At 65.1% G+C, this 20,055-nt stretch carries 11 protein-coding genes; 10 read left to right on the top strand and 1 reads right to left on the bottom strand.

Annotated features, from left to right (window positions below):
* Window positions 1–332 precede the first annotated feature (332 nt).
* Entirely contained in the window at window positions 333–815 is a 483-nt protein-coding gene (locus OCW50_RS19545) for a lytic transglycosylase domain-containing protein (protein WP_262269826.1), read from the bottom strand.
* A gap of 674 nt (window positions 816–1,489) precedes the next feature.
* On the opposite strand from OCW50_RS19545, the gene OCW50_RS19540 reads away from it, so the two are divergent.
* The 10 genes from OCW50_RS19540 to OCW50_RS19495 all read left to right on the top strand — a co-directional run bounded on the left by OCW50_RS19540 (window position 1,490) and on the right by OCW50_RS19495 (window position 19,766).
* Window positions 1,490–2,800, top strand: a complete 1,311-nt coding sequence (locus OCW50_RS19540) for a nucleotide sugar dehydrogenase (protein ID WP_262298630.1) — start codon at window positions 1,490–1,492, stop codon at window positions 2,798–2,800.
* Window positions 2,772–4,316, top strand: a complete 1,545-nt coding sequence (locus OCW50_RS19535; RefSeq protein WP_262298629.1) for a glycosyltransferase — start codon at window positions 2,772–2,774, stop codon at window positions 4,314–4,316. Before OCW50_RS19540 ends, OCW50_RS19535 begins: the two co-directional genes overlap by 29 nt.
* Window positions 4,317–4,348: 32 nt before the next feature.
* Window positions 4,349–5,551, top strand: a complete 1,203-nt coding sequence (locus tag OCW50_RS19530) for a PilZ domain-containing protein (protein ID WP_262298628.1) — start codon at window positions 4,349–4,351, stop codon at window positions 5,549–5,551.
* A gap of 60 nt (window positions 5,552–5,611) precedes the next feature.
* Window positions 5,612–7,030: a mannose-1-phosphate guanylyltransferase/mannose-6-phosphate isomerase gene (locus tag OCW50_RS19525; protein WP_262298627.1), complete on the top strand. Its 1,419-nt coding sequence runs from the start codon at window positions 5,612–5,614 to the stop codon at window positions 7,028–7,030.
* Window positions 7,008–10,166 carry a right-handed parallel beta-helix repeat-containing protein gene (locus tag OCW50_RS19520; protein WP_262298626.1) on the top strand — a complete coding sequence of 1,053 codons (3,159 nt, stop codon included), beginning with the start codon at window positions 7,008–7,010 and terminating at the stop codon, window positions 10,164–10,166. The genes OCW50_RS19525 and OCW50_RS19520 overlap by 23 nt, the downstream gene beginning before the upstream one ends.
* Before the next feature lie 7 nt (window positions 10,167–10,173).
* Window positions 10,174–11,271 (top strand): alginate lyase family protein, encoded by a 1,098-nt coding sequence (locus OCW50_RS19515; protein ID WP_262298625.1) that lies wholly within the window; start codon window positions 10,174–10,176, stop codon window positions 11,269–11,271.
* A complete protein-coding gene (locus OCW50_RS19510; RefSeq protein WP_262298624.1) occupies window positions 11,271–14,195 on the top strand; it encodes a tetratricopeptide repeat protein in 2,925 nt (974 codons plus the stop codon). The genes OCW50_RS19515 and OCW50_RS19510 overlap by 1 nt, the downstream gene beginning before the upstream one ends.
* 68 nt (window positions 14,196–14,263) lie before the next feature.
* The gene (locus tag OCW50_RS19505) at window positions 14,264–17,113 is read left to right on the top strand and encodes a tetratricopeptide repeat protein (protein WP_262298623.1); all 2,850 of its coding nucleotides are present in this window, start codon (window positions 14,264–14,266) and stop codon (window positions 17,111–17,113) included.
* A 112-nt stretch (window positions 17,114–17,225) separates the two neighbouring features.
* Entirely contained in the window at window positions 17,226–18,575 is a 1,350-nt protein-coding gene (locus OCW50_RS19500; protein ID WP_262298622.1) for a tetratricopeptide repeat protein, read from the top strand.
* 468 nt (window positions 18,576–19,043) lie between these two features.
* Window positions 19,044–19,766: a LuxR C-terminal-related transcriptional regulator gene (locus OCW50_RS19495; protein ID WP_262298621.1), complete on the top strand. Its 723-nt coding sequence runs from the start codon at window positions 19,044–19,046 to the stop codon at window positions 19,764–19,766.
* Window positions 19,767–20,055 lie beyond the last annotated feature (289 nt).

Here is a 20,055-nt window from a genome sequence, read left to right as displayed (position 1 = left end):
ACGGGACGGAAGAGTGCGCCGGGGATCCCTCGCGGCCTGCCGAACCCCTGCGACGTGCTGGAACGCCGTCGCTCCGAGCAGAACCTGCACGCCGGAGGCATGCAAAGGTTCGGCTCGAGCATCGGACGGACCCAGCGGGGGGGGGCCCGGGCCAGAGGGGTCGGGGTTTGGGGGGGCCGGCCCCCTCTAAATGGAGAGTGTTTTCTCGGGGGGGGGGCCCGCTGGGTCCGTTCTGACCGATGCTCTCATTCAAGAAGCAAGCATCGGATGAATCCCAAAAGTGCAAGTCCACTTTTGGGTCCGATGCTTTCGAGTGCCGTGACGCAGAACTCCTAACGGGGATTGGCAGATGCGAAGCCTGCCGAGGCCGTAATCGAACCTGTCGTCATGGGTTCGCTGGCGCCTGTTCGAAGCGTCTGCAGCAATCCCTTGCGCTTGGCCTCGTAGTAATAGCCGCCGGCATAAAGCGCGACGGCGCGATCCTGATTGCCGCCTGCGACGCGATAGGCATTCGCCAGATACGGAACGGCGTATGTAAGATTGGTGTTGGCGTCGAGCAGCCCAGAGACCGTTCCTTTGTAGCCCATGCCTCGCGCGGTGGCATACCGGATCTGCATGAGGCCCAGATTGCCGGCATTGGACGCGCGTGGATTGTAGCCGCTTTCGCGCCGGATGATTCGATGCACCAATGTTTCGGGAATTCCGTGGGCCTTGGCGTGCTGTGCGACGAGCGCGTCGATCTGGTCTCTTTCGGATGCTGCGGCAGGCAACGTGCAGGCAAGCGCCGCACATGCGAGAACAAGACGAGAAATCATGAAGGTCCCCTTGTTTGAGGAGATTTCTCGACGTCAATCGTGGCAATTGGACGTCAGCTTGACTGTAGGGACGTCCCGCCGACGCGTGTGACCCGTCCCGACGACGCTTCCGATGTAAACTCTTTGGCCGCTGCTTCGACCATCCTGCTCATTGGAGACATCGCCGGCGCTCGTTCAAAAGGGGTAGAGGAGTAATCCCCTGCCGGGCTGCGCGGAATCCAAACGCTCACGCTTCCCGCGAGGTTCTGGAAGGTCAATACACCTGACTTATCCGGCCCGGGCCAGTGCCAGGAAAGCACGCGCCGAGATCAGCTGACGACTCTCTTCCTAAAATTTGAGGTGGAGTATTCTATGCAGGCGGAACCCTATTATCAAATGCATGCAAATGCGTGACGATATCTTGCCGAATATAACAAATGCCGGGTTGAGTGTTGTTCCGGATGCGACGACAGAATACCCCAGACTATCAGGCTCGCAGAGCAAGGGGTTATAGGGAGCGCTTATGAGTTAAAGCCTCATGTTGAAAGTGGTAATGCTTTTCTTAGTTCCGACGGGGTATCTCTCAAGCCGAAATAGTGGGGCGAAATAAAACCGAGCGGTAGTATTTATTGGGCTGTATCCGGCGCTTTCCAAAGTCTGCGCCCCTTCCACTGTGATTCAGCAGGAACAGCCCAATGCAAATCAGCGTTTTTGGGATTGGCTATGTCGGTGCCGTCTCCGCGGCCTGTCTGGCCAACGATGGCCACAACGTCATTGCCGTCGATCCAAACCCCCAGAAGGTCGGACCTCTCAACGAAGGCATCAGCCCGATCGTCGAGCCGGGACTGGGCGAGATGATCAAAGATGGCATCAGCAGCAAGCGCCTCATGGCGACGAGCGATGTCCGCGAGGCCGTCCATGGAACGGACCTGTCTTTCGTGTGTGTTGGAACGCCCTCCCGTTCCAACGGATCGCTCGACACGGCCTATGTGAGCGCCGCCGCCGAGCAGATCGGCGCTGCCATCCGCGAGAAGAACTCTTTCCATTCCGTGGTCATGCGGTCGACCATCCTGCCCGGAACCATGGAGAGCATCGTTCTGCCCGCCCTCGAGCGCGCATCGGGACGCCAGGCGGGCGTCGGCTTCGGCGTCGCCTACTATCCTGAGTTCCTGCGCGAAAGCACGGCGATCGCCGATTACTACGATCCGGGGGCCATCATCTTCGGCCGTCACGACCAGCCGACGATCGACCGGCTGCTCGATCTGCACAAGATCTTCAAGGTCGACCCGAAGATCGTGTCCATTCGCACGGCCGAAGCCGTCAAATACACGAACAATGCATGGCATGCGCTGAAGATCAGCTTCGCGAACGAGATCGGCAACATCTGCAAGGAGGCCGGAATCGACGGGCATGCCGTGATGGAGGTTCTGTGCGCCGATACGCGGTTGAACATCTCCAAGGCATACCTGAAGCCTGGCTTCGCGTTCGGAGGTTCCTGCCTTCCGAAGGACCTTCGGGCTCTGCGCTCCGCGGCACGCAAACTCGACGTCCCGACGCCTATTCTCGACGCCACGATGGAGGCGAACGAAGAGCAGCTGCGCCGGGCATACTCGATGGTCGCCGCCACTGGAAAGCGTCGGATCGGCATCATCGGCCTGAGCTTCAAGCCCGAGACCGACGATCTGCGTGAAAGCCCCCTGGTCGAACTCGCGGAGCGCCTCTACGGGCGCGGCTACGACATCCGCATCTACGACCCGAATATTCAGGTCGCGAAGCTGACCGGAGCCAACCTCCAGTTCGTCAAGGCGCACCTGCCCCACCTGACTTCGCTCCTGACCGACGACATCAACGAAGTCATTGATCATGCGGAGGCTTTCGTTCTCGGCAATCGTGACGAAGCCAAGCGGCTGATGGCGACCCTGAACGACGACAGGCCGCTCATCGATCTCGTGCGCATCGATCAGACAAGGTGTTCCGGTGACCTTTATCAAGGAATCTGCTGGTAACGCCAGCAGCAACCGGCTTTCGGAGTCGGTAGGGGCCCACGTGCTCTATGTGGTGGCCGTAGCAGCGTTTGCTGCTGCCATCCCGCCTCAGGCTTACGGCGCCGTGGGCGCCGGAGCCGTCGGAACCATAGGGTTTCTGGCCCTGTGGCGCTACGGATGGGGCTTTCTGCATTTCATCCGCGCTCTTGTCTTCCGCAAGCGGGCATTCCCACGCATGCGGAAGGCGGCCGACGCAGCCGTGGAGCAGGCACCGCCCAACGCTTTTCTGCTGGTGACGACCTTTCGCATCGACAGTGCCGTCACCGCACGGGTCTACCGCGCCGTTTTCGCGGCGGCGCTGGCAGCTCCCGGACGAGCGACGGTGGTCGCCTCCGTTGTCGAGGCCGGCGATCAGAGGCTCGTCAAGAGCCTGTTCCGGGCCGTTTGCGGAGAAGCGAGCAACGTCGATCTGGTCATGGTTCGAATTGCCGGAACGGGCAAGCGGGATGCTCTCGCCTATGGCTTTCGAGCGATCGCACGCCGCACTCCGGCCGACGACGACGTCGTCGCGGTCATCGACGGAGACAGCATCGTGCCGCCCGACCTCGTGCGGAAATGTGCCGGTTTCTTCCAGCTCGATCCACAGGTCGGGGCCTTGACGACCGACGAGCTGAGCGAAGTCCGCGGGCGCCGGATCTTCCAGGAATGGTATTCGCTCCGCTTCGCCCAGCGTCACACCCTCATGTCATCCGTCGGGCTGTCGCAGCGCGTCCTGACATTGACCGGCCGCATGGCGATGTTCCGGGCGAGCATCATCTGCAACCCGGAGTTCATTCGCCAGGTCGAGCTCGACTACGTCGACCATTGGCGCCTGGGCCGGTTCAAGTTCCTGACGGGCGACGACAAGTCCAGCTGGTTCTGGCTGCTTCGGAACGGCTACAAGATGCTCTACGTCCCCGACATCGTCGTGCTGACCGTCGAGGATCCGCCCTCGGACAGCTTCATCTCTGCCGCGGCCATGCTCATGGTGCGATGGTTCGGGAACATGCTGCGCACGAATTCGCGGGCTCTCGCGCTCGGCCCACGCAGGATCGGATTGTTCACCTGGTGGGCAATTCTCGACCAGCGGATGTCGATGTGGACGTCCCTCGTGGGCTTCTCGATCGCTCTTCTGGCAGGGATCTTCGTCAGCGGCTACGCGCTCCTGCTCTATGCCCTCTGGATCCTGACCTCGCGCTATGTCCTGACCCTCTCCCTCCTGGCGTCCAGGCCGAGGGTCTCCGTCTTCTATCCGTTCCTCCTCTACTTCAACCAGATCTTCGGGTCGCTGGTCAAAGTCCATGTCACGTTCCGTCTCGACCGACAGAAATGGACGCGTCAGAAAACCGCCTCGGCCAAGGCGACGAAGCGGCCCCTCATCGCGAGCAGCTTCATGTCCGCATACATGCATAGCCTCGCGCTGGCCGCATTCGTGACGGTGCTCGCCTGGAGCATGGACGTGCTTCCGACACCGAAGCCGATGCTGTTTCTCCCTTAAAACAAACGATATCGATTTGGAGCTTGAGGATCATGACGAAGATCACGCACGAGGCCGAGGTTCAAAGGCAGCATCCCCGATACCGAATTCCGATCCGGTGCATCTATAGCGGATCTCAGGTTTCCGTGGTCGATGTCTCGGTCGGGGGCATCGGCCTGAGAACAGGCACGATCGACGCGAAGCCGGGCCGTGTTCTCGACCTCACCCTGGTGTTCCCGTTCAGCGGCTACGAGCTCTCGCTTCCCATCAACGCGGAGGTCCGCTACATCACCGACGAGCACAGCAGGATCGGCCTGCGCTTCGTCGATGTCTCGCCGCGCCAGCACAACCTCCTGCGCTTCATCCTCGACGCCTACCTGTCCGGCGAGGTGGTGGATGCCGGTGACATCCTGGATGTGTCTTCGCGCCGGAACGAGGGCAAGACCCGCGAGGTTCCCCAGCGCGCCGCCCCGCAGGGGCTGAGGGCTCATCTTTCCCATCATGGCCGCACCGTGGCGGGCTATGTCGGGATCGGCGCCGTCACCCTGCTTCTTCTCGGATTCATCGGCATGGGCCTCTTCGAGCGGATGTACATCATCCCCGCCCAGTCGGCCCTGATCACCACCGACCTCGTGACGGTTCCCGCTCCCTCGAACGGCCAGGTCACGTTCGTTGCGACCGGCAGCGAAGTGAAGGCAGGGGAGCCACTGCTGACGATCCAGGGCCCGCAGGGCAACAGCATCGTCATCGACAGCCCCTGCAACTGCGTCGTCCAGGCCCGTTACAGCCGAGCCGCCAATTTCGTGCGCGAAGGTACGCCGATCCTGGCTCTTCGCGAAAAGACGAGCACTCCTTATGTCACGGCAAGCATTCCTCACGATCAGCTTCTGCGGTTCTACCGCGGCGCCAGCGCCGTCATCGAGTATGCGGATGGCACCCGTGTGCGGGAGAATCGCATCGAGCGCCTGCCGGCCCTCGTCGGCGAGGCCGCATCGTCCGGTCCGTTCCTCGTCAAGCTCGCACCGGGCCGCGATCTCGACATGTCCACCATCGGGCAGCCCGTATCCGTCGTCTTCAACACGTTCTCGGGATCCTCTGTCGGTGCCGCGGCCGGCAAGCTTCAGGCAGCCCTGAACTGGGCAGGCGAGGGGATCGCGGCTGCTTTCGGGCGCGGCAACGAGGTGGCGACGGCACCCAAAAAGGCCAAAGAGCCGGACGTCGACAGCGGGAGACGCCTCGCGGGACTGAAACAATAAGAACGATCGGATCAGGGCCACGCTTCGAAGGGCTTTCCTTGAACAGTTTGGAGATTTGAAATGAACAGCATCACTCCCGTTCTCATGTGCGGTGGGTCCGGAACCCGACTGTGGCCGGTTTCCCGCTCCAGCGAGCCGAAGCAGTTCCACGCCCTCGCGGGTCAGTCGAGCCTTTTCCAGCAGACGGTCCGGCGGTTCCGCACGGAGCAGTATGCAGAGCCCGTCATCGTGGTGAATACCAACCATCGCGACCTCGCCCTGCGGGAAATCGGCCAGCTGCATGCGGGAGCCGCAAGGTTGCTGGTGGAGCCGTGCGTGCGCAGCACAGGACCGGCGATTGCGGCCGCGGCGGCCCTGATCGCCGAAGAGGATCCGGATCGGCTGATGCTCGTCGCCCCGAGCGATCACGTCATGGAACAGGCGGAGGTCTTCTCGGAGGCCGTCGCGCGGGCCGCCAAGGCCGCGCAGGAGGGGCAGATCGTCCTCTTCGGCATTCGCCCGACCCATCCGGAGACCGGCTTCGGCTATATCGAGATCGGCGAGGCTTTCGATGACGCCAGCTTCAAGGTGAAAGGCTTCGTCGAGAAGCCGGTGCGGCCTGTCGCCGAGACGCTGGTTGCCGGAGAGCGCCATCTCTGGAACAGCGGAATCTTCATGTTCACGGCCCGGACGATCCTCGATGAACTCGAGCGCCATGCGCCGGACGTTCTGGCCTGCGCCCGGCGCGCTCTCGCGCAGGCGCAACGCGGCAACGATACCATTCGGCTCGCGGCCGAGTTCGACACGGCTCCGGTCATCTCGATCGACTACGCCGTCATGGAACGCAGCGATCGCCTCGTCTGCATTCCGGTCTCGCCCGAGTGGAGAGATCTCGGCTCCTGGTCCGCGCTCTGGGATATCGGGTCGAAGGACGGCAACGGAAACGTGTCGCGCGGCGACACGCTGCTTCAGGACGTGCGCGACAGCTACGTTCACGGGAATTCCCGACTCGTCGCTGTCATGGGAGTCGAGAACGTCGTCGTGATCGATACCGCCGACGCGGTTCTCGTCAGCTCACTGGATCAGGCCCAGAACGTCGGGCGTCTGGCGGCCGAGCTGGCGGCGTCGAAGCGTTCGGAGGCGGCCCTGCACCGGAAGGTGCGCCGTCCTTGGGGATCGTATGAATCTCTGCGTGTCGGTGAGACCTTCCAGGTGAAGCACATCGTCGTGGATGTGGCGGGTCGCCTGTCGTTGCAGTACCACCATCACCGCTCCGAGCATTGGACGGTCGTTTCGGGAACCGCAAGGGTCACCGTCGGCGAGAAGGTCTTCGTCATGACGGCGAACGAATCCGTCTACATTCCAAAGGGTGACGTCCACCGGCTCGAGAACATCGGCGATGAGGAGTTGCACCTGATCGAGGTGCAGTGCGGAACGTATCTCGGGGAAGACGACATCGTGCGTCTGGAGGATCAGTATGACCGCATCGTCACGATCTGACGGTCGTCGCCGCCTGAGGATGGCATCCCTCCTCCTGTCCATGGCGCTGGTTTCCGGCGCCATGGCACAGGACGGCGGCGAGGTCACGCGTCTCGCAGACGAGGCGCGGCAGGCCTTCGTTGCTGCCGAACAGGGCGGTGTCAGCGCAAAGCAGAAGGCGGCGTTCTATCAGGTTGTGAGGGCCCGGCTCAAGCTCCTGGAGAAGTTCGCCGGTCAAGGCACCTCCGGCCCGGGCGAGTTCAGAGAAGGCGCGCGCGCGGAACTCACCCGCCTTGCCGACGAAGGGCTCAACCACGACATGGTCAGCGCGATGCTGCTCCAGGCTTCCATCGCGGACCTCGTCGGGCTCCAGGCCGGTCCCGACCGGGTGGAGGCCGGCGTCGCTCTCCATCAGCTTGCAAGCGAGCAGCGGTCGCCGGCTTACCGCGCCGCAGCTTTCATTGAGATTGCCTATGCCTATGCCAAGGCGGGCCTCCAGGATCGGGCCGTCAGATACGCATCCTTGGCCCTCGATGTGATCGAATCCGTCTCCGAGCCCGGCCAGCGTGCCGGGATCCTGAATGCCGTGTCGCGGGTCGCTTCCGGGGTCGGGGCTCCCGGGATTGCCCTGGCAAACCGCGCGATCGGTCTGATGCCGGCCTCCCGCAGCCGGGCCTATGCCCGCCAAGCGATGGCACGAGACCAGCTCAGGGGCACTCCCCTGGAAAAGGCGTCCGACGCGAAATTGAAGGTCGAGGCGAAGAAGCGCACGGCCATGGGAGATCTGGCGGCAGGGCTGTCCTTGGCCCTTGCATTGCAGGATGGCCGGGAGCGGGACGACGCTCTGTCTGCGTCGTTCGAGGCCGCCGTCGAGCGGCGGGACCGGGATGTCTCCCTGGCGGCCGCGCAGGGCTTCTTCGACAGCGCCAGGCAGGAGGCGGCCCTTGCGGTGGTCGTGAAGAGCGACGTGGATCGTGGAACGCCGCTTCGGGCCGCCGAACTGGTCAACAGCATGGAGGATGGTCCTGCGCGGGCGGCACTGCAGATCATCGTCGCGGCTGCGCTGAAGAAGGCCGGCTACGACAGGATGGCTGAGCGGCTCTCCACAGGCGCTTCAGCCGCACATCCCGGCTCAGGACGGACGCCGGAACCCGACGACGTGACGCATCGGGCCGGGTCCGGCGAGACCGACCGGCGCGCGGACGAGTCTCTCGCCCTGTCGGAGGTCAGGAGCCTCATCGAGCAGAAAAGAAGGGCCCAGGTTCCGGATGCGGTGCTCGCCGCCAGCCTCCGCCGGATAGCCGATGACGACGACCGGGCGGCCATCGCTCTCGAACTCGCCACGCTGCCCGATGCCGGCGCCGCGGCCGCCGACCTGGTCCGCTCCCTCGGAGACGATCGGTTCCGCGCCAAGACGTTCAGGCGTCTGGCCGAGATCCGCGCCGATCACCTCATGAAGCCGTTGAGCGATGAAACGGGTGACAATGGCGATGGCGCCGGAGCGTCCGGACTTGCCTCCGACGAGGATTCCCAGGAACTCCAGACCCGCCGGGGCCTTGCCCTGATCAGGGTGGACGCGCCGCCAGCGGCAAGCCCTCACGTTCAAATCCCGAACACATTTGCGACCTCGGCCGGGGTGCGGTCGAACACGCCCTGGCCCGGCGGCGCGGTCGTCGGAAGCACGTTCGCCCGTCACAATCCCTATATCGCGAAGTTCCTCGATGATGACGAAGGTGGGGTCACGCGCCTCGAGCAGGCCGTCCGGTATCAGGGCTTGCCTTCGCCACGGATCATCGTGGTCCAAAGCGGAACCGCCACCTTGGGCATGGTGGCCCGTCAGCTGCAGGGGACCGATGCCCGCGACCTGATCGTTCAGGACGGTGACTCCATCGTCGTGAAGGCCCCGGTCTTCGTCGCTCCCGGCGCGACGCTGATCCTCTCGCGCCTCGATGCTGCCGCCTACCGATTGAGCGCCACGGCCGGCGCGTTCATCGCCAATGCGGGCCTGGTCGACATCGTCGATGCGGATGTTGTCGGCTACGACGAGACAACGGGGCAGCCATCGTGGTCCGACAGCGAGAAGTCAGGCCTGTTCCGCCCGTTCCTGCTGACCTGGGGCGACGGCCGCATGAACGTGGCATCGTCCGTCCTGGCAGCCCTCGGCTATGATAACGTGAAATCGTTCGGGCTCGCGTACTCGTCAGGCCCGGATCAGGTGGCCGATCTGCGGGATCAGGCTCGCCCCACGGGAACCGTCGTCGATAGCGTGTTCCGAAATCTCTATATCGGCCTCCACTCCTATGAGGCCGGGGGAATCCAGGCGGTCGGAAACGAATTCCGCGACAGCGTCGTTTATGCGCTGGACGCGCACGACGGGTCGAAAGGAAGCATCATCGCCTTCAACACCGTCTACGGAACCATGGTCAGACACGGGATCGCGGTGTCCCGCGACGCCGGGGACAACCTGATCGTCGGCAATCTCTCGTTCGACAATGCCGGATCGGGGATCGTGCTGGATCGCAACAGCACGAACAATGTCCTCAACGCCAACAGCTCGTTCCAGAATACGCAGGATGGCGTGACCGTCTTCGAGAGCTCCTGCAACGTGTTGACGAACAATCATCTTGCCGGGAACAGGCGAGACGGGCTGAAGGTTCGCAACAGCTTCGACGTGGGAGCCTACGGAAACAGGATCGAGGCGAATGCCAATTCGGGCGTGAGCGCCTCTATCGCAAGCCTTCCCGCCTCGAAGAGGGGAGACGGACAGGGCGAGGGATCCGGCCACTACGCTCCCGTGACCGGCCTGTCCCTCAGGAACAACAGCTTCTCTTCGAACGGGGTCGGCATCAACACGCAGGGCGTATCGGGCCTGACGATGTTCTCGAACCGTTTCGTCAAGCAGTCCCGGCGCTTGCTCGGCGGCGACGTCCGCGGTCTGGAGGGCCCCGTCCTTCGCCTCGCCTTCCAGTCCGATGTGCTCATTGCAAGCACATGCCGGCCTGCGAAGCCCGTGTTGTCCTGTCGGCTCAGGGATATGGGCTTCTTCGAAGGAGATGCCGATCGGCAGATCTTCAACGCCCAGGCCGGATCGGACTGCACCGACATCAATGGAAGCGTTCAACAGCGCGCCTTCTCCAGCTCGTCTCAAGGGACCTAGGAGCAGCATGAACCGAATTCTCGTCTTCTCGGTCCTGGGCCTTCTCATGGCGGCGCCGTGCCACGCCCAGGTGAGGGCACAGGGTTTGTTCGATGTGGAAGCTCGCCGCGCGGCCCTTGCGCAACCGGCTCTCGCGTCCGTGCGCGCCGCGTGCCTTGCGATTGCCCGCGACCCATCCTGGGCCAGTCTCAAGCCCATCGACGGAATCAAGGCTGTGGACGGATCCAACGCCGATGGAGGCGCCAATTCCTATTCCTGGGCCGTCATGGCCCTGACCGGGCGGGCTCTCGCCGGCGAACCTGCATCCGAGACATCCCTGCGCGATCTCCTGCTCGCCTGGGCGAAGGCGAGAGCGTTCGAGAGCACGGACGCCGAGAGCGAGGCCTCTTACGGGCTGAAGCGCGTGCTTCTGCCGACCATCGCGGCCTATGCCGTCGTGAACCGCAGCCTGGACGACGGCCAGCGACAGATCGTGTCGGGCTGGGTCGATTCTCTCGTTCGCCGGGTCGATCGGACCTTCGGCACCGATGCGGACCGCACCGGCCACCGCGCTCTGGCCGACAGCATCCTCATGACCTGGGGGGCCATCACGGCGGACGATGCTCTTTACGAGAAAGGGTCTCGAGGATATCGCGCCGTTCTCGGACAGGCCCGCGCCGACGGGAGCCTTGCTCTGGAAACGCGGCGCGGCGCCCGCGCCCTGTGGCACATGCGTCAATCCCTGGCGAGCCTGACCGTCATGGCGGAAGTCGCCGCCACCCGTGGCGTGGACCTGTATGGACTTCGTGAGGGCGAGGCGAATTTCGACCGGCTCCTCTCCTATCTCCTCAATGGCATTGCAGAGCCTGAAGTGGTGATGGCTTATGCCTCGGAGAACGAAAGTCCCGGACCCGAAGCTGATTTTCGCCGCCAGGACATGAGCTTCCTGGCGAAGCGCAATTACGGGCGCCACCCCATGGCTTGGGTCGAGCCGGTTGCGGCGCGTGAGCGGCCTGGCCTTGCGACGAAGCGGCTCAAGGCGCTGCTGGCGCGCAGCCTCCGGTCGGATCGGCCTCTCGTCGATGAACTCGTTGGCGGCAACGCCACATGCTTTTGGGGGCGCTGATGAACCGAACTCACCTGGGTCTGCTCGGTGCCCTCGCAATTCTGACGTCGCTTTCGTCCGGTCCGGCCTTCTCCCAGACATCGACCGGGGCTGAGCCGCGCGACGGGTTCCGCAGCATCATGGCGAAGGTCGAGCAGCTGAAGCAGCGCAACGATCCGGCTGCTCTCGTGGAGCGGGCTCAACTGCTGCAGGACGGCCTTCCCGTGAGCGAAACGAACCCGCTCAGGGTTCCCCAGCTGGACGAAGCGGCTCGTCTCTACGAACAGGCCCTGGCCCTGCCGGGAGCGCACTGGCCATCGGCCGCGCTGCGGCGTGCCAAGTTGATCCTGGCCCGCGACCGGGACCCGGCTTCCGTGGATCGGGCAGCCGAGCTGCTGCGCCGCGCCGCGGCCTTGCAGAGCCACGAGGCGGCCTTCGTCCTCGCGGGCCTGATGGAAGCAGGGATCGGCGACAAGCAGGATCTGGAAGGAGCCCGAAACCTCTACCAGATCGCCCTCCGGTCCGAGCATGGCCCCGCCGGCCTCGAGCTCGCCCGTCTCGAGAGCGATCCGGCAAAGGCGAACGTCTTCGCGACCCAAGGCTTGAGGATCCTGTTCCGGGAAGCCCAGCGGGGATCGGCCGAGGCGGCCAGGACACTGGCCGACCACTACCGCGACACGGCGAACGGACCGGACAGGATCAATGCCGCCATCGAATGGTACCAGCGGGCTGCCGACCTGGGGGATGCAGAAGCCTCGCTGCGCCTGGGGCGCCTGCGAGCCGATCCGAAATCGGCCACGCGCCAGCCGCAGGAGGCGAAGATCGCCTTCGAGAGGGCCGCTCAGCGCGGATCGGTCGAAGCCGCCATGATTCTCGCCGAGGATCCCTTCAACGGGGCGGCTCTCGGTGTCGAGGCGGGCACGGCCGACCTCTGGCTCAATCGGGCCATCGAGACCAAGGCCCCGCGGGCTCTGGTCCTCGCGGCAGAGATCCGGAGCCAAAATGGTCCCGATGGGCGTCAGGCCGCAAAGGACCTCCTGGCCGAGGCCGTTCGGCGCGTCGGTCAGGACGTGACGGTTCTCGTCGCGCTCGGCCGCCATCTCCGCGATGGCGTTCTGATCGACCGTGACGTGGCGCTGGCGCTCAGGTTGTTCGACAGGGCGGCGGCCAGCGACAACTCGGCGGCACTCTACGAGTTTGCGCGCACCACGCTCGCCTATCCGGATGCTGCCACGGAGAGCATGCGTGGAACCGCGATCGAGCGGCTTCGGACGGCGGCGGAGCGTGGTCACGTGAAGGCGGCGGTGAGCATGGGAGACGCGTTGCTCCGCGGCAATGGAGTTCCGGAATCGCAGGCCGAAGCCATGCGCTGGTACCGCCGCGCGGCCGAGAGCGGTTCTCCTGTCGCCTATATCCGTCTCGGCGATCTTTATGCGAGTCGCTTTTCCGGCACGGAAGCGCCACGCGCGCTGGAATGGTATCGCAAGGCCGCCGAGGCCAACAGCGCGATCGCCATGATCCGTCTCGGGAAGATGTTCAATGACGGCCGGGGAGTGCCGCAGGATCAGGCTCTGGCCGCGACCTGGTTCAGCCGCGCCGCCGCCGCCGGCAGCAGCGCCGCCATGGTGGAGCTGAGCGCGCTCTACTCCCGGGCCGGAGGTCCGGGTCATTTCAATCTGGCCCGCGAGGCTCTCGAGAAGGCGATCAAGGCCGGCGACAGCCGTGCTCCGATTGCGCTGGCCAAACTCTACCTTGCGCGTGGTGAGCGCGTGCTGGCCGAGGGGACTCTCAGGAAGGCCGCCGAGGGGGGGAGTGCCGAGGCTGCCTTGCAGCTGGCTGAGGTCTCGCTTTCGGGCCAGCCGACGGGAGAGCAGCAGAACGCCGCCCGCCGGTGGCTGGCCATCGCCGAGAAGGCCATGGCGGCCGATGATGACCAGAACGGCAAGATTGCCTTGCTGTATCTCAGTCTCCCGGACCCCGCATCGATCGAACACGGTGCGTCCGTTCTGGAAACCTTGGTTCGAAAGAACAGTGCCGAGGCCATGACGCTTCTGGCGACGGCTCTCCTGCAGGGGACGGGTGGCAGGCACGACCCGGTGCGGGCGGAGGCGCTGCTTCGCCGCGCCATACAGCTCGGACATGATGGAGCGCGCTTCATCCTCGCCAAGGCCTACCGCGACGGCGACGGCGTCCCCCGCGATCCCGCCCAGGCGATGGCGCTCTACCGGGAGATCTACAACGAGGAGCCGGGCGACACCAAGGTGCAGCTGGCTCTGGGTGAAGCTTATGAGCGCGGCGTCGGCGTCGCTCAGGATCGCAAGGTTGCGGCGGAGTTCTTCGCCCAGGCTGCGAACCAGGGTGATCCGGACGGGCAGATCCGTCTTGGACTGGCATACCTTTACGGGGGCGGCGTGGAGCGTGACAGTCGCACGGCCGAGCAATGGCTGTCGCGGGCCGGCGAGGCCGGGCAGATCGACGCGAGGCTTCAGCTCGGAGGCCTCAAGCTGTCGGGCCTGGGTGCAACGGTCGACAGCGAAGGTGCGTTCGCCTCCTATCTGCGGGCTGCGGAAGGTGGATCTCCGCTCGCGATGATCGAGGTGGCGCGCGCCTTGGCCAACGGTACGGGCACGCAGCTCGATCCGGGACTTGCGAAGACCTGGCTCGAGAGAGCCGCGAGCCTCGGGTCTCCGGACGCGATGTTCGAACTCTACCGCCTGAACGACATCGCCACGAAGCCGAACGCGCGTGAAGCCGACCGTTGGCTCAGGCAAGCGGCCGAGAAGGGGCATCCGGGCGCGATGTACCGGCTCGCCTTCCGTTACCAGCAGGGATCGTCCGACAAGGAGCGAGCCACGGCGCGGGAATGGCTCGAGAAGGCCGCGCGGGCCGGTCACTCCCAGGCCGCCAAAGCGCTGGCGAAACTGACGAACGCGACGCCCGGCTGACAAGGTGAAGAATGAGCGAAGCAGGACAGCGGAATGCCCGCAAGCGTGAGATGGGGTGGAGAGCCAAAATGGTGATGTTTCGTCGGCCCGCCAGACGATCGCCGGCCTTTCGGCCCGACCGGATCGGCGGCGCCTCCGTCGCGGGGTTCGCCGTGTGGATGGCGCTTGCCACGTCCGGGGCCGCCCAGACGTCCGGCCCGCGATCCCTCGCGCCCAATGCCGATTTCAGCAAGATCTGCCAGCCCGCCACCAAGCCGCATCTGACGCGGGACTGGAGCACGTGGGACAGAACGCAGCCCGTCAACGATCCCGACGAGATGTACGAGGCTGCGATCGCCTACGCCGAGGGACGTGCCGATACCAGCCGGTCGCCTCTGACGGCGCGCAAACTTCTCGAGGATCTCGCAGACCGGCCATGGGCCGGTCGGGGCCGGGCTCATTTCCGGCTCGGCAAGCTCTTCCTCGATCCCGCCGCAGGGCCTGTCGATCCCGAGCGCGCGGCGAGCCATTTGAAGACGGCCTCGTCCATGCTGAACATGGATGGGTCCGTCCTGCTCGCCCAGCTCCATGTGCAGGGCCGGATTGCCGCGGCCAATGTTCGCGACGCGGAGCAACTGCTCCGCGCCGCCTCGACGGCCGGCAATGTCGACGGCATGATCGAGCTCGCGCGGTTGCAGCGCAGCGGCAAGATCGGTTCCGTCCCGCAGGGCGTGACGGAGGATCTCATCAAGCTGGCCCTCCAGACCCTCTACGCCGAACTCGGAAAAGGCAAGTGCGGCGCTCTCTTCGATATCGCGACGATCCTGAGCGACGACGCCCTGGTGCCCGGTGGACTGGCCGAGGCGGTCAAGTGGTTTGAAGCGGCCGCGCGCCAGGGCGATCCCAAGGCCGATCTGGCCCTTGCGGAAATCTACCTGCAAGGCCGCGTCAAGGCGGCGCCGGAGCAGTTCCTGTCCCATCTCACCCGAGCCGCCGAGGCCGGGGAGCCTCGGGCCATGACATTGCTGGGCGAGCGTCTCCTCCTCGGCGATCGTGCGCCGAAGGATGTGCCGAAGGCGATCGTCTGGCTCGAGCGTGCGGGGTCGAATGCCGATCCCGAGGCCTATAAGCTCCTTGCCCGCCATTACCGGGGCGAGTTCGGCGCGGCCCCGGATCTGCCGAAGGCGGCGGACGCCCTCGTGAAGGCAAGTGCCCTGCCGGGGCACACCACGGGCATTCTGGTCAGCCTCGCACGTCTTTACGCCGCCGGCGCGACCGGAAAGCCCGAGGTGAACGCGGCCTTGAGCCTCTATCGCCAAGCGGCGGCCCGCGGGGACGTCGGGTCTCTCACGGAAATGGCGAAGCTCCTGCTCGCCTATCCGGCGCTGGGCCGGTCCGAAGAGGCTCTTCGCGACCTGCGGGAGGCCGCCTCGCTTGGTGATGCCGACGCCATGGGTCTGCTGGCCGAACTCTACGCCTGCAGCACAGCCGTCGCTCCGGATCCGGCGCAGGCCAAGGCGTGGTTGACGCGCGCGGCGGAGGCCGGACACGTGCGCAGCATTTCGGCCATTGCGAACCAGGCGGGCGACGATCCGGATGTGGCGCAGCGGAACGCGAAGGCCCTCCTTCGTGCGGCCGAGCGAGGCGACCGCGAGAGCATGATCCTTCTCTCGTCCGCCTATCGCTCCGGTTCGGGCGTCGCGATGGATGAAGCGGCGTCCGCCCGGTGGCGCGAGAGGGCTCTCGCGCCAGGGGAGGGTCGGACCCGTGCCATGGTTCTCCTGGCCCGTCGGATGCTGGACGCCAAGGACGGCGGCCGCGACGAGGCGGGAGCCCGGACGCTGCTCGAGCGTGCCGCGCAAGAGAGCGATTCGAATGCACAGTTCGAGCTCGGACGCCTTTTGATCGCCCAGCGTGGGCGAACCGACGATGTCATGAGGGGCGTGCAGGTCCTGCGGGAATCCGCCTCGGTGGGCAATGCCGCTGCCATGCTGGCCCTCGCCGAGCTCCCCAACGCTCAGCTGCAACCGACCGGCAAGACGGCTCTGGAGTGGAGGCAGGCTGCGGCGGCGGCCGGCAGCGTGCGGGCGGCCATCGCCCTGGCGGCGAGCGCCAAGGATGAGTCCGATGCGGCGCGCTGGCTCACCCGCATCGCATCATTGCCGGTTTGCACCGCACGGGACATGGTGGAGCTCGCGCAGGTCCATCACAAGGTCTCCGGTCCCGATCACGGGGAGAACGCTCGTCTTTGGATGAAGAGAGCCCTTGCGGACGTCCAAGCCGGCGGCCGCGATCCGGCAGTCCTGTTCCTGATCGGGCGCGCGATGGTCGAGGGCGTGGGCGGGCCGGCCAGCAGGGACGAGGCCGTGAGGTACATCCAGACCTCGGCAGAAGCGGGCCGGGTCGAGGCCATGCGTTATCTCGGGCGAGGCTATGTCTCCGGCGAGATCGGCGAGAGCAACATGCAAACAGCCGTGCAATGGCTCGCCAGAGCCTTGCAGAAAGGAGACGCCGCTGTCGCGGCCGACCTGTCCAGAGTGGCTTCGATGCCCACAGAGGCCGCCGATCGAGCGGTGGAAACGCTCCGGGCGAGCGCCGAGACAGGCTTTGCGCCGGCCATGCGGGAATATGGACGGAGCCTTCAGCTCGGCTTCGGTGTGCCGGCTGATCCGCGAGCCGGCGCCGCTTGGCTGCTGAAGGCGGCGGAGGCCGGCGACACGATCGCCATGAAGGAGCTCTCCCGTGCCTATGCATCGGGGTACGGCGTCGAACTATCGGCGAGCGCGAGCACGGAATGGCTTCAGCGTGCGGCACGCGCCGGAGATGCGGAGGCCATGTACGGCCTCAGCCTTGCCATGACGCTCGGGTTCGGCACCGACGTGAATGCAAGCGCCGCGCAGGACTGGCTGAAGACGGCCGAGGGTGCCGCGAGGAAGTGATGTCCGACGAGGGTGCCGCGAGGAAGTGATATCCGAGCGGCATTGCAGAACCAGGTTGCAGAACCAGGAAAGACGAGACGGGCGCCGATAGGCGTCGTGTGGGAGAGGCAAGATGATCAAGACTACGCGTATCGTTCTCCTGAGTTGCCTCTTCACGAGCGCCTCTTTGGCGGCCCTGGCCGCCTCTCCCAGCGCCGCGAAGGCGCCGGCCGCCCAGGGGGCCGCTACCGCGCAACCCGCAGCGCCCACCCAGGCGCAGCTTCGCGCCATGTCCACCGTGAGGCTTCTCCGTCTCGGCCAGAAGGCTCTGGATGCGGAGATGGACACGCAGGATTTCGCCACCGGGCTGGACGCGGCCAAGATCGCATCGTCCCGCGGCGACCGCGAGGCAACACGCCTCATGGCGAAGATCATGGCCCGCCACGACGTGGTCCTGCAGGGTGTCGATCGCGCCCGGCTCGAGCGGCGCCTCCGGTTCGAAGCCCTCAGAGGAGCATCGAGTTCGGTTCTGGCCGTGGCCGGCATGTACGATCGCGGCGAGGGTGTTCCCGTCGACACGAAGAAGGCGGCCGAGTGGTACCTGTGGGCGGCTCGCGTCGGCCATGAGCGTGCCATGGCCTATGCCGCTTACGGCTATGGCACCGGTCGCGGCCTGGAGCGCAGCGAGACGGCTGCGCTGAAATGGCTCGATGGTGTGAACGAGGGCCGTCGGCGCAGCACCCTGCTCGAGATCGGCTGGGCGCTCGCCCTGGGAAGCGAGGGAACGACGGACATGGAGTCGGCCCTCCGGTTCTTCGAGCAGGCGGCTCAACTCAAGCCCGGCATCGCCTACCAGGTGGCTGCCGAACTGGAGCGCGGCACACGCGGGGTTCAGAACCGCGACGCGGCCGCCCGGTTGATCAGGATCGCGGCCGAGCGCGGCGATTCCGCTGCCGCCATGCGCATGGCCACGGCTCTCTCGAGCAGCACCGATCCCGAAGATCAGCGGCAGGCGGTACGGTGGTACAGCCTCGCAGCCCTGGACAAGGACAATTCGGCGGCCGGGCAGGCCCTCGCGAGACTTCTGACCTTGCGGCCGGCCGATGATCTGGTTGCTCTGATCATCGCAGGCCTCGACAAGGCGGCCTCGGCCGGGAACACGGAAGCGCTCATCGGTCTGGCTCATGCCTACACGGACGGGATCGGCGTGGAAGCTTTGCCGGAGAAGGCCGCAAGCCTGCTCCAGGTCGCAGCCGATTCAGGCAATTCGGAAGCCAAGTACCGGCTCGGGCTCATGTACAAGTCAGGATCGGGGGTCAAGGCCGACCCCAAGAAGGCGATCGAGCTCATGAGCAGCGCTCGCGAGAGCGGCTTTCCTCTCGCCGCCGTCGCCTTGAGCGCCATGACGGAACCGGCCGCGACCGAATCGACGAGGGAAGCCGGAGGAGCCTCGCCTGCCGCGCCGAATGCCGTTGCCCGGTGAGACATGAACGCGAAAGGCGAGGTGCCGCAATCACCGGCATCTCGGATCAAGCGCGACCGTTCACGGGCGGCACGCGATTTGCCGGATAAGATGTCTGCTCGAACGGGCTGAACGGCGCGCAGGTCTCGAGCATGCGCGAGGCATGCGTCGGCGCTGCGGTGGAGGCGAGGCGCAACCCCGCCGAGTTCGCGCCTCGGCGCGCGCATGCATCGGAAAACCCGATGTCATCCGAAACATCGCAGCTCGGATTTTCGGCCCTTGCCCGGGGTCTTGCCTTGATTCGAAGGCTCAAGCCGGCGGCCTCCGAAGAGGCATCGATTTCCTACCTCCTAAGCATAAAACGATACCCCTTTATTAAGGATGGATAACGAACCGTTAATTTGTACAATTCGAGGTAATCTCTGCGGAAAGGCCCCTCGCATGTCACACCTTCTCCCAGTCACCACGATCTTAGGCTGCAAGAATTCAATGTTGCGCGAGGGCTTGAGGCATATCCTCTCGAGCACGCGGTTTCGGCTGCATCCCGAAAACCTGACGCGCGCAGAGATCGCTCTCGATGAGGCTACGCGACAAGGTCAGATCCTCTTCATTCTTGACGCGAATCTTTATCCGACAGGATTGGCTGAAGGCATATCGTCGTTGAAGCAGGAATATGCTCAGGCTCGCATTGTTCTGCTGTCGGACAGCTTCAATCTCGAGGGGATGAAATCGGCTTTCCAGTCCGGCGCGGATGGATACTGTCTCGCGACGACAGGATGCGAGGCCCTGATCAAGTACCTCGATTTGGTCATGCTGGGTGAAGTCGTCTTCCCGTCCGCAGCCTTCCTCGCGGCCATTTCCACGCACGCGGAGGCGCTCGACCTCTCGAAGGAGGCGCCTGTCGTCAAAGTCTCCTCTTTGCAGGCTGCTCCGACGTCGGAAGGACAGGATTCGCCGATCCGGACGCTGTCGAGCAGAGAAGCGGAGATCCTGCAATGCCTGATGCAGGGGGCGCCGAACAAGGTCATCGCGCGCAAGCTCGACGTTGCCGAGGCAACAGTGAAGGTTCACATCAAGGCCATCCTGCGCAAGATCCGCGTCGCAAACCGGACGCAGGCGGCCATGTGGGCCGTCAACCATTTGTCTTCGAGCGCGGCTGACGCATCCTGGATGCAGGCAGGGGACACCTTGGCGGCCAACAGCTTGCGCTGACGGGGGCCCGGATCCCTTCGCCGCGCCATGCGATGGTGCGGCGACATCCCTGGCTCACGCCGGGTTGCAGTCGCCGACTGATGTTTTTCGGGCGCGTCCCATGGCGGGACCATCGATCGGCCATGGGGGGCACCACGGCCCCGCTCGTGACAGGTGCCCGAGAATACCGGACCCAAAAGTGGACTCACTTTCGGGTCCGATGCTCGACTTCTTGGCTGGCGGATCGTTGGGGGGGGGCCCCCCGGGCCGGGCCCGCCCCAGGGGCGGGCGGCGGGGGGAGAGGGCCGAG

It is taken from the genome of Microvirga sesbaniae, assembly GCF_025460805.1.
In the GTDB taxonomy this organism is placed as follows: domain Bacteria; phylum Pseudomonadota; class Alphaproteobacteria; order Rhizobiales; family Beijerinckiaceae; genus Microvirga; species Microvirga sesbaniae.
The sequence above is the reverse complement of the archived record's forward strand: the minus strand, read 5'-3'. Positions and strand labels throughout refer to the sequence as shown.